This window comes from Promicromonospora sp. NPDC057488 (genome assembly GCF_042802395.1).
Classification (GTDB): Bacteria; Actinomycetota; Actinomycetes; order Actinomycetales; family Cellulomonadaceae; genus Promicromonospora.
Map to the genome: position 1 here is coordinate 1 of NZ_JBHVEG010000038.1, position 13,024 is coordinate 13,024.

General features: G+C 72.4%; 12 protein-coding genes. 9 read left to right on the forward strand and 3 right to left on the reverse strand.

The features are described from left to right. The first annotated feature begins 105 nt into the window (after window positions 1-105). The 9 genes from ACFU5G_RS10400 (at window position 106) to ACFU5G_RS10440 (ending at window position 7,614) form a co-directional block, all read left to right on the forward strand. Window positions 106-480 (forward strand): GntR family transcriptional regulator, encoded by a 375-nt coding sequence (locus tag ACFU5G_RS10400; RefSeq protein ID WP_142040690.1) that lies wholly within the window; start codon window positions 106-108, stop codon window positions 478-480. Then, entirely contained in the window at window positions 477-1,427 is a 951-nt protein-coding gene (locus ACFU5G_RS10405) for an ATP-binding cassette domain-containing protein (RefSeq protein WP_377243391.1), read from the forward strand. The genes ACFU5G_RS10400 and ACFU5G_RS10405 overlap by 4 nt, the downstream gene beginning before the upstream one ends. Continuing rightward, entirely contained in the window at window positions 1,424-2,170 is a 747-nt protein-coding gene (locus ACFU5G_RS10410; RefSeq protein ID WP_377243394.1) for a hypothetical protein, read from the forward strand. The genes ACFU5G_RS10405 and ACFU5G_RS10410 overlap by 4 nt, the downstream gene beginning before the upstream one ends. Before the next feature lie 11 nt (window positions 2,171-2,181). Further along, window positions 2,182-2,988: a hypothetical protein gene (locus ACFU5G_RS10415; RefSeq protein WP_377243397.1), complete on the forward strand. Its 807-nt coding sequence runs from the start codon at window positions 2,182-2,184 to the stop codon at window positions 2,986-2,988. Between the two features lie 30 nt (window positions 2,989-3,018). After that, window positions 3,019-4,002, forward strand: a complete 984-nt coding sequence (locus ACFU5G_RS10420) for an ABC transporter ATP-binding protein (protein WP_377243400.1) — start codon at window positions 3,019-3,021, stop codon at window positions 4,000-4,002. After that, the gene (locus ACFU5G_RS10425) at window positions 3,999-4,802 is read left to right on the forward strand and encodes an ABC transporter permease (protein WP_377243403.1); all 804 of its coding nucleotides are present in this window, start codon (window positions 3,999-4,001) and stop codon (window positions 4,800-4,802) included. Before ACFU5G_RS10420 ends, ACFU5G_RS10425 begins: the two co-directional genes overlap by 4 nt. A gap of 31 nt (window positions 4,803-4,833) precedes the next feature. Then, entirely contained in the window at window positions 4,834-5,568 is a 735-nt protein-coding gene (locus ACFU5G_RS10430; protein WP_377243406.1) for a glutamine amidotransferase, read from the forward strand. A 271-nt stretch (window positions 5,569-5,839) separates the two neighbouring features. Beyond that, entirely contained in the window at window positions 5,840-6,952 is a 1,113-nt protein-coding gene (locus ACFU5G_RS10435; RefSeq protein ID WP_377243409.1) for a 3-deoxy-7-phosphoheptulonate synthase, read from the forward strand. 65 nt (window positions 6,953-7,017) lie between these two features. Then, the gene (locus ACFU5G_RS10440) at window positions 7,018-7,614 is read left to right on the forward strand and encodes a hypothetical protein (protein WP_377243411.1); all 597 of its coding nucleotides are present in this window, start codon (window positions 7,018-7,020) and stop codon (window positions 7,612-7,614) included. 4 nt (window positions 7,615-7,618) lie between these two features. Here the strand turns inward: ACFU5G_RS10440 and ACFU5G_RS10445 are convergent, their stop codons facing one another. The 3 genes from ACFU5G_RS10445 to ACFU5G_RS10455 all read right to left on the reverse strand — a co-directional run bounded on the left by ACFU5G_RS10445 (window position 7,619) and on the right by ACFU5G_RS10455 (window position 12,049). Further along, window positions 7,619-9,016 (reverse strand): DUF4232 domain-containing protein, encoded by a 1,398-nt coding sequence (locus tag ACFU5G_RS10445; protein ID WP_377243414.1) that lies wholly within the window; start codon window positions 9,014-9,016, stop codon window positions 7,619-7,621. Window positions 9,017-9,039: 23 nt separating this feature from the next. After that, a complete protein-coding gene (locus ACFU5G_RS10450) occupies window positions 9,040-10,275 on the reverse strand; it encodes an NAD(P)/FAD-dependent oxidoreductase (RefSeq protein WP_377243417.1) in 1,236 nt (411 codons plus the stop codon). Window positions 10,276-10,360: 85 nt separating this feature from the next. Continuing rightward, window positions 10,361-12,049 carry a DUF222 domain-containing protein gene (locus tag ACFU5G_RS10455; protein WP_377243420.1) on the reverse strand — a complete coding sequence of 563 codons (1,689 nt, stop codon included), beginning with the start codon at window positions 12,047-12,049 and terminating at the stop codon, window positions 10,361-10,363. Between the last annotated feature and the right edge of the window lie 975 nt (window positions 12,050-13,024).

Here is a 13,024-nt window from a genome sequence, read left to right on the forward strand (position 1 = left end):
GGACGGACCACGGTCCGTCCCGCCCCTCTTGTGTTTCCCCCTTGCGCGCCCACCTGGTTCTATGGTTCATTAGTCGAGTAACGAACCAACGGAGGGGGTGAGCCGGTGTTCGACGGGCCCGAGCCGATCTACATCCAGATCGCGCAGATGATCCGTGCACAGGTACTCGCCGGTGAGCTGAAAGAGGAGGAACAGGTCATGTCCACCACACAGTTCGCGACGACGTTCCGCATCAACCCGGCCACCGCCCAGAAGGCATTCGCCGGTCTGGTCGAGGAGGGCGTGCTCTACAAGCGCCGTGGTCTGGGGATGTTCGTCGCGCCGCAGGCGCGGGAGCGTCTGCTCGCGGACCACCGCAAGCGCTACTTCGAGGAGGTCCTGGCGCCCGCGCTGCAGCAGGCGGACATCCTCGGCATCCCGACCGAGGACGTCGTCGCCTACGTCCTGGGCGCCGGCAAGAAGAAGACGGAGGAGTCATGACGACGACCGCACCTTTCGGGGCCCGCCTGGACGACGTCGTCGTCCACTTCGGCAGGAGCCACCGGGTGCTGCAGAACGGCACCATGGTCCGGGACGAGGCGAGCACGGCGCTCGACGGCGCCTCGCTCACGATCCGCCCCGGCGCCATCACCGGTGTCCTGGGCCGCAACGGTGCCGGCAAGACGACGATGCTCTCGCTGCTGGCGGCGTTCACCCGCCCGACGAGCGGCAGCGTCCTGGTCGGGCCCGAGGGCGCGCAGGAGGACCCGTGGGAGAACCCGTGGATCACCTCCGGCACGCAGCTCGTCCGCGAGAGCGGCGACCTGATGACCGACGAGAAGGTCTCCACCTCGCTCAAGTACTACGCCGACATGCGGCCGGACTGGAGCGCGGAGACGGCCGAGCGCCTGCTCGACCTGTTCGAGGTCAACGTCCGCAAGAACCCGTCGGCGCTGTCGCGCGGCAAGCGGTCCGCGGTCGGGGCCAGCATCGGCCTGGCCACGCGCGCGCCGCTGACCATCTTCGACGAGGTCTACCTCGGCATGGACGCCCCCACGCGGTACGCGTTCTACGACGAGCTCCTCGCCGACTACGCCGAACACCCCCGCACGATCCTGCTGTCCAGCCACCTGGTCGAGGAGGTCGAGCGGCTGTTCGAGGACGTCGTCGTGATCGACCGGGGGCGCGTGCTCCTGGCCGAGTCCGCGGACGATATGCGGGCGCGCGGGTTCAGCCTCACCGGCACCAAGGACGCCGTCGAGCGCCTCGCGGGGGGACGCCGCGTGCTGCACCGCCAGCAGCTCGGCGCGACCGTGCAGGTCACGCTGGAGGGCGCGCTCGAGGACGCCGAGCGGGCCGCCGCGCGCGAGGCGGGCGTCGAGGTCGGCACCGTGCCGGTGCAGGACCTCTTCGTGCGCCTCACCGGCTCCGGGAACGTGCCGTCATGAGCGCGGTGACGGCCCTGGCCCGCGAGGCCGACCAGCGCGGCGCCCGGAGGACGGCCGGCGTCACGGTCCGCGTCGTCGTCACGATCGGCGCGTGGTACTGGGCGATCTTCGTGGTCGTGGCGGCCGCGGTCATCATCGGCAACGACCGGTTCGGCTCCGGCCTGGACCAGGGCGTCCTCGACGCCCAGATGGGCGGCCCGTCCCGCTGGTTCCTGCTGGTGCTCGGCATCATCATCCCGGCGGCCTACCTCCGGCTGCACGTCGCGGCCGGCGGCACCCGCCGGTCCCTCGCGGTCGGCACCGTCCAGGGCGCCCTCGTCAGCGGCGTGCTGATCGGGCTCGTCACGGCGCTCTACCTGCTCGGCGAGCGTGCGCTGTTCGCCGCGCTCGACCAGCCCTGGGTCCGCGAGTTCGGGCTGCCGGTGGACGGCGTCGCCGGCGTCGCGCTGACGGTGCTGTCCGAGGCGCTCGTCGCCGCCACCTACTACCTGGCCGGGGCCGCGGTCTCGGCCGGCTACTACCGGTTCGGCGTGGTGCGGGGCTCCCTCTACGTGCTCGCCGCGCTCGTCCCGGCGGCCCTGGCCGACCTGTCCACCCACACCGGCGTCACCGCACTGGTCGTGGGGCCGGAGAACCTGCCCGGCACCCTGCTCGGGCTGGCGGGCGGCGCCGTCGCGGTCGCCCTGGCGGCCTGGCTGTTCAGCGCGCCTGTCCGGACCGTCCACCTGCGGCCATCCCTCTGAGGAGGACGACGATGACAACACCGACCATCGAGGAGACCGCGATGAGCCGCACCCGGCTCGCCCGGGCCGGGCACCTGCGGGGCGTCGCCGGCGTGGCCCGGAGGCTCCGCGTCTCGGGCTTCACCATCGGCATCTGGTTCTGGGGCGTCTACGCGCTCTACGCCGTCGGGATCAGCGTCGGCAACGCCGCCGCCGGCAACGACCTGGAGATCAGCGCGCTCGACGCGACGCTCGGCGCGGCGCGCTGGCCCATGATCTGGCTCGGCGTCGTGGCCTCCTCCGGGATCCTCGCCCTCCACGTGTCCGCCGGCGGCAGCCGCCGGTCCCTGTTCGACGGCGTGCTGCGCGGCGCGCTCGTCGTCGGCGGCGGGCTCGGCGTCGTGACCACGCTCGCGCTGCTCGGCGAACGCCTGCTGAGCACGTCGCTCGGCATGACCTGGCGCCGCCTCGGGGCGCTGCCCTTCGACTCGCCCCTGGCCGTGCTCGGCACCACCGTCGCCGAGGCCCTCGTGCTCGTCACCTACATCCTGGTGGGCGCCTGCATCGGCACCGGCTTCAGCCACGCCGGGGCCTGGGGCACGCTCCTGATCGTCCCGCTCGCCCTGCCCGCGGTGCTCGCGGACGTCGCCACCCGGACCGGCGTCATCGGCGCCATCGCCAACATCCAGCTCGTGCCCGACATCGAGCACGCCGAGGTACCGCCGGGCGAGGGCCTCGCGACCATGCTGATCGGCCTCGGCGGTGCCGCCCTCGCCGTCGTGATCGCCGCCGTCGTGCTCCGCGCCCTGCTCCGCACCGTCCCGGTGCGCCCCGCCTGACCCACCCCCCACGATCTTGAAGGAGCGACCATGACGTCCCCAGTCGTCGAAGTCCGCAACCTCCGCAAGACCTATCCCGGCGCCGGCCGCGGCGCCGCCCCCAAGACCGCCGTCGCCGACGTGTCCTTCCAGGTGGCGCGCGGCGAGATCTTCGGGATCCTCGGCCCCAACGGGGCCGGCAAGACCACCACCGTCGAGTGCCTCGCCGGACTGCGGCACGCCGACGGCGGCAGCGTCCGGGTGCTGGGCCACGACCCCCAGGCCGACCCCGCCGCCGTCCGTGAGCACGTGGGCGTGCAGCTCCAGGAGGCCGCCCTGCACGACAAGATCACCGTCGGCGAGGCGCTCGACGTCTTCGGCTCCTTCTACCCGCAGCGGGCGGACCCGGCCGAGCTCCTCGACCTGCTCGACCTGACCGCCCACCGCGACCAGCAGTTCGGCAAGCTCTCCGGGGGCCAGAAGCAACGGCTCTCCATCGCGCTCGCCCTGGTGGGCAGGCCCCAGGTGGCGATCCTCGACGAGCTCACCACCGGGCTCGACCCCGCCGCCCGGCGCGCCACCTGGGACCTCGTCGAACGGGTCCGCGACTCCGGCGTCACCGTGCTGCTGGTCACCCACTTCATGGACGAGGCCGAACGGCTCTGCGACCGGCTCGTCGTCATCGACGCCGGCCGCGTCGTCGCCGAGGGCACGCCCGCCGCCCTGATCGAGGGGCTCGAGGGCCACCGCGGCGTCCGGCTCCGGATCGCCGACGACGTCGCCCGCGCCCGCGCGGCCCGGCTGCTCACCGCGCTCTCCGAGCGGGACCCCGACGTCGTCGGCGTCGTCCCGGCCGGGGACGAGATCGAGGTGACCGGCACCCGCAAGGTGCTGTTCGCCGTCGTGCAGGCGCTCGCGGCCGCCGACGTCGTCCCCGACGACGTGCGGACCGTCGAGCGCACCCTGGAGGACGTGTTCGTGCAGGTCACCGGTCGCGCGTACCGGGCCGTGGAGAACGAGGAGGTGGCGGCATGACCGCCGTCGCGACCGCTGTCGCCCCGCGGGGCGGGATCAAGGCCCGGGGTTTCGGCACGCTGTTCGCCACCGAGCTCAAGGTGTGGCTGCGGGAGCCGACCGCGGTGTTCTTCGCGCTCGTCTTCCCCAGCCTGCTGCTGCTCGGCCTCGGGCTGGCCATCCCCGACTTCTCCAAGCCGATGACCGACGCGCCGCCGCCCTGGAACGAGGCGCCCGGCGTGACCAGCTACCTGCCGACCATCATCGCGCTCGCGGTGGGGACCATCGCGCTGACCACCATGCCGGTGCAGTTCGCGACCTTCCGCGAGAAGGGCATCCTCAAGCGGCTCTCGACCACGCCGATGCCGCCGCAGAACCTGATCGGCGCGCACCTGGTGATCAACGTGCTGGCGCTCATCGTGTCCACCTGCGCGGCCGTGGTCGGCAGCATGGTGGTGCTCGGGGTCCCGTTCGCGGCCGACCCGCTGACGGTGCTGCTCGTGCTCGTGCTGTCGACGTCCGCCATGTTCTCGCTCGGGCTGCTCGTCGCAGCGCGGGCCGAGAAGGGCGCGACGGCGTCCGGGCTGGGCATGCTCCTCTACTTCCCGTCCCTGATGTTCTCCGGTGTGTGGGTCCCCCTGTCCGTCATGCCGGACTGGATGGAGACGATCGGCCTCTACCTGCCGCTCGGCGCGGCGGCCCAGGGGCTCACCGCCGGCTGGTTCGGCACCGAGGGCTTCCCGCTCGCGCAGGTGCTCGTCCTGGTCGGCTGGACAGTGGTGCTCTTCCCGCTCGGCGTCAAGCTCTTCCGCTGGACGTGACCGCTGGTCAGGGGTCCCCTACGCTCGTGTCATGAAGCCGTTTCTGCTGCTCGCGACGCGCGCGGAGGACCTCGCCGCGGACGGTGAGCACGAGGCGTTCCGCCGGTACGGCGGCCTCGAACCGGAGCAGCTGCACCGGGTGCGCCTCGAGCGCGACCCGCTGCCGCCGGTCGACCTGGACGACTACTCGGGCGTCCTCGTCGGCGGGGGACCCTTCAACTCCTCGGACCCCGCGGAGCTGAAGGGTCCCGCGCAGCGGCGGGTCGAGGCCGAGCTGTCCGGGCTGCTCGACGAGATCGTGGCGCGCGACTTCCCGTTCCTGGGCGCCTGCTACGGCGTCGGCACCCTCGGGGCGCACCAGGGCGCGGTGATCGACGCGACCTACGCCGAGCCGGTCGGGCCAGTGACCATCGAGCTCACCCCGGACGCCGCGGACGACCCGCTGCTGGCCGGGCTCCCGGCGTCGTTCGCCGCGTACGTCGGCCACAAGGAGGCGGTGCGCAAGCTGCCCGACCACGCCGTGCTGCTCGCGTCGTCGGCCGGCTGCCCGGTCCAGATGTTCCGGATCAAGCAGAACCTGTACGCCACGCAGTTCCACCCCGAGCTCGACGGCCAGGGCATCGACCAGCGGATCGCCGTCTACCGCGACTACGGCTACTTCCCGCCCGAGGAGGCGGAGGCGGTGCGGGAGCGCTGCCTCGCCGTCGAGGTCACGGAGCCGCTGCGCATCATGCGGGCGTTCGTGGAGCGGTACGCACGTGTGTGATCGACCGCATCCTAAGATCCGGTAGACAGCCGCCAGGGGTGCGGCTACCGTTTTGGCCGTGGACATCCGTTGGTATTGGCGCTTTACGTCGGCTCCTGGTGGAGCTCGGCGGGCGCACGCCTGACCAACTTTCCACCCGGAGCCAGGGCCTGGGACGCCGATCGCGTCCAGGCCCTTCGTCTTTACCGAGACGGGCCGCTCCGGACAGGAGTCGGTGGCGGGCCGTCCGGTTCCTCGAACCAGACCCCGCCAACTTGGAGCCCCGATCCCGATGAGCATCACCCCTGCGGAACCCAGCACCGAGGCGACGACCGACCTCGGTACCCGCACCTCCGACCTGCGCATCCGCGCGCTCGACCCGCTGCCCGCCCCGCGTGGCCTGCTCGAGGCGATGCCGCTCGGCACCGCCCGCAGCGACCTCGTGACGACGTCCCGCCGCGAGGTGCGTGACGTCCTGACCGGCGAGGACGACCGTCTCCTGACGATCGTCGGCCCGTGCTCGGTGCACGACCCGGCCGCCGCGCTGGAGTACGCCGGACGGCTCGCCGCGCTCCGGCGCGAGCTCTCCGACGACCTCGTCGTCGTGATGCGCGTGTACTTCGAGAAGCCGCGCACCACCGTGGGCTGGAAGGGCCTCATCAACGACCCGCACCTGGACGGCTCGCACGACGTGCGCCACGGCCTCAACCTGGCCCGCGAGGTGCTGCTCGGGGTGCTCGACGCCGGGGTGCCGGCCGCGACCGAGTTCCTGGAGCCCACCAGCCCGCAGTACATCGCCGACGCCGTGACCTGGGGCGCCATCGGTGCCCGCAACGTCGAGTCGCAGGTGCACCGCCAGCTCGCCTCGGGCCTGTCGATGCCGGTCGGGTTCAAGAACGCGACCGACGGCGACGTGCAGATCGCCGTCGACGGCTGCATCACCGCCGCGAGCGAGCACACCTTCTTCGGGGCCGACGCCGAGGGCCGCGCCGCCGCCGTCGAGACGACCGGCAACCCGGACTGCCACGTGATCCTGCGCGGCGGCCGCTCCGGCCCCAACTACTCGGCCGAGGACGTCGCCGCCGCCCTGCGCGTGACCCGCGGCTCCGGCCTCGGCGGGGCCGTGGAGACCGGCGTGATCGTCGATGCGAGCCACGCCAACTCGGGCAAGGACCACGTGCGCCAGGCTGGCGTCGTGCACGAGATCGCCAACCGCATCGCCGACGGCGAGCACGGCATCACGGGCCTCATGATGGAGAGCTTCCTGGAGGCCGGCGCGCAGCAGCCCGGCCCGCTGTCGGAGCTGACCTACGGTCAGTCGGTCACCGACAAGTGCATGGACTGGGAGACCACGGAGGACCTGCTCCGCGACCTGGCCAAGGCCGTACGCGAGCGTCGGGGCTGATCCTGGTCGAAGCCGGTCGGGCCAGTCGGCCCGGCCGGCTTCGTCATGCCCCCTATCCTGTGCGGATGGTGGATGCGGCTGGCCGGCGTACGGCCTGGATCGTGGGCGTGGCCGTCGTGGTGGTGGCGCTCGTCGCCGGCATCGGCGTCTGGCAGTACGCGGCCCGTAACGCCCGGATCGTCGCGGAGGGCGTCACCCTGAGCGCGGGCATGACGTTCCCGGACTGCCTTCCCAAGATGGCCCTGGCGGTCTACGGCACCAGCGACGACGTGGTCGTGGGGCAGACGGTGCGCAACCCGACGCGGTGGCCGGTCACGGTGATCAGCTCCGATCCGGAGGTGTTCCGGTTCGAGGCGCTGAGCGATGATCCGGCGGACGACACCACGGTCTCGTCCGCAGACGGCGCCGCGCCCGCCGACGCCTCCGGCCAGGTCGTGCTTCCGCCGGGGCGTGAGGTCACGATGTGGATCGTGGACCCGCAGCGGGGCAGCGTCCAGGACTCCTCCTCCGTCTGGTACGAGTTCGACGAGGTGCCCGTGACGCTGCGGACGCTCGGCGTCGAGCGCGAGTCCTCGGTCCGGCTGCCCGGCACGCTCTACGTCGGCGGCGGCAAGGACGGCGACCAGCTCGGCGCGGCGCTGCAGGAGGCGTGCGGCGCCTGACAGCTCATCGGCCCTGCGTCCAGGGGCCCACGCGGATCTCGGCGCCGTCGAGGACGTCGAGCCCCGTCGCGGGGGTTCCGTCCGTCGTCACGTCGAGCGGTACCGGGTCGGCGCCCGGGACCGCGGTGACCTGGACCGTCGTGGTCGTGTCCGGGTCGTTGGTCGTCGACATGGCGCGCCAGAGCAGGGGGGCGAGCACCGTCCCGCCGTCGGGCACGACCACGCGGCCGGGCACCACGCCCGGCTCGTAGGGCTCGACCGTGACGTCCTGCTGGGGCTGCCCGGCCTCGTTCTCGAAGACGAGGTCGGGCACGTTCTCGACGGCGCACGGCCCGCCCGACACGTTGGTGGCCTGGACCGACGCGCCCCGGGTGCCCGCCGCCGAGTCCACGACGCCGAACGTGACCTCCAGGTCAGGACCGGCGCAGTCCGGGGCGGAGGGGTCATCGGCCCAGGGTTCGGCGTCGCCGAACGGGTCGAGGGTGTGGGGCGTGTACGAGGCGGGTTCCACGCCGGACACCCAGCCGGTCGTCTCGGCGTACGCGGCATCCATGACCGTGTAGGCGAGCGGGTGGTCTGCCGTCGCGAAGTCCTGGGTCTCGAGCCATCCGTGCAGGTCAGCGAGGCTCTGCGACCCTGCCTCGGCGTCGGACCGGAGGTTGATCCGCTGCTCCTGGGAGAGGTAGGTGGCGTCCACGACACCGGGCCGGCCCGCCGCGGCGACGAGCAGCCGGACGGCGTCGACGTCGGGCACGCGCGTCGCGGCCCGGTAGTGGACGCCGGGAGCCTCGAGCTCCACGCCGCGTTCCAGCTCCTCCGCCGCCTGAGCGAGTCCGACGAGGTCGTCGCGGGTCGTGGCGGACACGTGGGCCGTCGCGGCGATCGGGTCGTCGTCCCACGAACCGTCGCCCCGACCGCCGAGGCCGAGACCCACGGTGGTGGCTCCCGCCGCGAGGAGGCCGAAGCCGTCCTCCACGGCGTCGGCCACGACCTCCGACGTCGTGTCGGGTCCGGTGCTGACGCCCAGCCCCGGTCCGCCGACGAAGCTCGACGCCACGGTGATGTTCTCCCGGTCGTCCACCCGCCCCGCCGCGGCGACCAGGAGGCGGTGGGCCTCCCCGGCGGCCTGGCCCGCGGCGCGCGGTTCGAGCGTCCCCGCCAGGGCGACCTCGACGCTCACGGTGCTCGGCTTCGGCTCGCTCCGCTGTCCGAAGTTGCCCTGGACGGGCTCGGCCGCGCTGGTGGTCCGGGTGACCGCGACGTCGTCGACGCCGGGGAGCTCACGGACGGCGTCGGCCGCCGAGGTCACCTCGGCGGGCGGCACATCGGCGGACGGCGTGCATCCGGCCAGGACCAGCACGGAGACGGCGGCGAGCGTCAGGACCCGGGGGAGTGGTGGCACCCCGAGATCGTCCCACCGGGGCGTCAGCTCACGAAGGCGTCCAGCTCCTCGCGCGGGACCTTCCTCCGAGACCTGATCAGTTCCTCCACACGGTCCATCTGTTCCCACACGTTGACGGCCATCCCGGCCACGACCTGGCCGTCGAGCAGCCAGAACGCCACGAACTCCCGGGCGCTCAGGTCGCCGGAGACCACCACGTCGTCGTACCCGCCGGGCACGTCCACCCAGCCGGTGTACTCCATGCCGACGTCGTACTGGTCGCTGTAGAAGTAGGGCAGCCGGTCGAACGGGTCGGTGGCGCCGAGCATCGCGCGTCCGGCGTGCGCGCCGGTCCGCTCGGCGGTCGCCCAGTGCTCCACCCGCAGGGGGCGTCCGTAGTGGGGCGAGGGGATGCTGGCGACGTCGCCCGCCGCGAAGATGTCGGGGTGCGACGTCGTGAGCGTGCCGTCCACGACGATGCCGCCGCCCTCCGAGGCGGGCCGCAGGTCCAGCCCGGCGACCTCCGCGAGCCCGATGTTCGGGGTGGCGCCGACGCCGACCACCACGACGTCGGCCCCGATCCGGGTCCCGTCGGACAGGTCGACGCCGGTGACCCGGCCCTCCGCGCCCTGCAGTCCGGTGACGGAGGTGCGGCGCAGCAGGCGGACGTCGTGCTCGGCGTGCACGCCCGCGTAGAAGTCGCCCATCTCGGGTCCGAGCACGCGCCCCAGGGGGTGCGTCCCGCGGCCCACGATCGTGACGTCCAGCCCGAGGGTCCGGGCCGACGCCGCGACCTCGAGCCCGATCCAGCCGTCGCCGACGACGGCGACCCGGCCGACGCCCTCCAGCGACGCTTCGAGCAGCATGCTGGAGATACGGTCGGAGTCGTCGATGGTGCGCAGGTAGTGCACGCCGGCGAGGTCGGTGCCGGTGACGTCGAGCGGGCGCGGCGTCGACCCGGGCGCGAGGAGCAGCTTCGCGAAGGGGAGGGTCGCGCCGTCGGAGAGCGTCAGGGTGTGCTCGTCCGGGTTCAGCCCGACGACGGTCTCGTTGGTGCGGACGGTGACCTCGTGCTCGCGGTACCAGGCCTGGTCCAGCGGGAAGACGGCGTCGCGCTCGGCCTCGCCCCGCAGGTAGTCCTTGCTCAGCGGCGGGCGCTCGTACGGGTGATGGGGCTCGCTCGTGACGACCACCAGGTCGCCGCGGTACCCCTCCTTGCGCAGCGCTTCCGCGGCACGGGCGGTCGTCAGTCCACCGCCGATCAGAACGTACGGGTTCATCGGACGCCTCCTGGGATCGGACTCCTGGGTAGGCGATCAGTCTTGCATCCGGCCGGGGTGGAGGCACCAGGTCGTGGGCGCGGGTTCAGATGGGGTGGGTCCAGGAGAGGTCGGGTCGGCGGGACCGGCCTCGTGGCCGGTCGGAGGGTTGGTGGGTCGGGCGTGGCTGGCGGGGCGGTGGGCTCGGTCGGTAGGCGATCGTGCCGTGGGTTGGGCTGGTGTGGCAGCCGATCGAGTAGCGGCTGCGTGGGGTGCGGCCGGGTGCGGGGCCGGTCATGCCGACCGCCGGGGTCCAGGGTGGAGTCGTGGTGCGCTCGCGGGCCGGGGTCGTGTCCTGGCCGACACGGGGCTCACCGGTCGCCGACGCGTGCCCGTCACCGGGTGCGGCCGTGTTTCGGGCGGGGGCCGAGCCGACGTCTCGCCCCGTCTGACCGGCTACTGGCGAGCAGTCAGGTGCTGCTCCTTCGGAGTCCGCATTGCGAACCAGTGTCTTGTCGCTGGTCCTGGCTGGTGTCGGTGGTGTGGGCGCGACCGCGACATAGGTGTGCCCGGTCGGGGTGATCGTCTCGACGGCGTGCAGGCCGTTGAGGTGGGTGGTCTTCTGCGACCAGCCCGGTGCCTGCTTGGCGTGATTGCATCTCGCGCACAGGCCCTGGCCGTTGTCGAGGCTGGTCGGTCCGCCCTCGGCGTGTGGGGTGACGTGGTCCAGGTGGCGCACGGGTGCGTCGCACCAGGTAGTGGCGCAGATGCCCTGCTCCCTGGCCCGCAGCAGGCTCGACAGGCCCTGCGGGTGGAACCGGGACGTCGACGTCGTCGCCAGCAGCCGGCCGTGCGGGTTCACGTAGATGCTGCGCAGCCACGCCGTGTCGGTGTCGATCGCGTGCGCGGCGAGGTTCCTCGCGACCGGTGCCGGGACCACTCCCGCACCTGCCGGTGCGCCCTCGACCACCACACCGGGCTGGTTGCCGCCGGCGAGGAGGGTGTCGTCGGAGACCAGGAGGTTGATCGTGACCGGCACATCGTTCGCGCGGCCGGCCTCGCGACCGGTGGCCCGTTCGATGAGGGTGTCGGCCATGATCTGCCCGACCCCACGCTCGTCGCCCGTGGCCTTGGTGGTCTCGGCGTAGGTCTTGAGCTCGGCGTAGGCCTGCACACCCTGCGCCATCGGGACCAGTGCGGTCAGGTAGACCATCAGGTCCGGTGTCGGACGGATCGAAACGCGCCGCTCCGTGACAGCCTTCGCGTTGCGCTTCACGCACGCGTGCACATCCAGCTGTGCGGCCAGTTCCTTGATCCGTGCCACGAGACGGCGGGTAGCCATCCGGGCCAACTCGGCCAGGTGTGCGGGTCCGCAGATCTCCTCGTCGATCAGGGCACGGTGCTCCACGGACAGGTGCGAGGTCTCTCGCACCAGGAGGGTGGCCCGCCACTGGGAGAGCACCCCGGACTGCAGGGCGGCGAAGGTGTGGGGCATCTGGGTCACCCAGACCCTCGACGTGGTCACGAACCCGGCACCCGCGTGCGGGCTGACCCGGAGGGCGGCGCCGACCTGGTTGGGCACGCCCCGTCCACGCCGCTCGGCCCGGATGCTCTGCCGGGCCTCGTCGGCGCGGGTGGCCTCGTCCAGCGCGATCGCCAGCCGGGCCTGGGTCGCGGTGATGGCGTTCTTCACGGCTTCCAGTTCGCCGAGCAGGTCCACCCACTCGGCCTGCACCTGCCCCGGCACCAGCCCCGGCGAGGGCGCGGGAGTGTCAGTGGCACCGGGCAGAATCATGCCTGCGAGGGCCTTCCGCACCGCCCGCACCCCCGCGACGTCGACGGCTCCGCCAATCACGGACGTACCGGCGGCACCGAACGCACCGGCGGCCCTCGACGACCCGGCACCCCCGGGCAGCGTGGACCCGCCAGGCAGTCCCGGCCCGCTCCCGGGCAGCACCGATCGAGCAGGCTGCTTGCCTGCTCGTTCTGGCACTCCACCGGTTCGCGTCATGCCATCAACATATGGCACACCCGTTCGTACCGCTCGCTGAACCGACCCGATCTGCCCACAGCAGAACGTACTGGCAGCGGTTGCGATCCGATCCGACGAGTGCGGAAGCTGCCGAACCTCGGCTTGCGTGTCGCCTGGTTCCAGTCGGCTTGCGGCCGGTGCCGGTGAACGGCGTCGTGAGCCGAGATCAGCCTCGACGGGCCGCCATCGCAGCAGGTTCCGGTCGAGCCGACCGCCCCGCAGGTCCCGGCCGAACCGGCCGACGGCAGTTCCCGGCCGAGGCGACCGTCCCGCAGATTCCCGGAGGGCTGCTCCGTGAGGCCGGCCCCGGTCGCCCTGGCGGTCGGCTGTCTCAGATCCGGGCCGGGGCGCTTCAATGCCGTGTACACCCCGAGCGCGAAGCCTGTGCCGAGTTGGGACCTTGCTGAGGGCGCGCCCGCCCAAGCGCGGGCGTCTCACGTGGCCTACTACCCCGATCCTCCTGTAGTGGTCTGGGTGTGGCTTTGGCATCGAACCCCTGGGCACTACTGGACTAAGGCCGATGCCGTGGCCTGGACTGCGGATCAGGTATGGGTCAGTTACGCCGATCATGAGGCCGTGAGGGCTTCGTCTGGGTATGGGCCAGCGCAGTCAAGCGGCGGTGAGCCGTCGCACGCTCTGTTGCCAACGCGAACTTGTGTGACCCGGAGTCTCACATGACCGCTGACCTGGACACGGGTGGACTGGTTTGGTCAATTTTTCCGGATCTTTTTTGGGCTG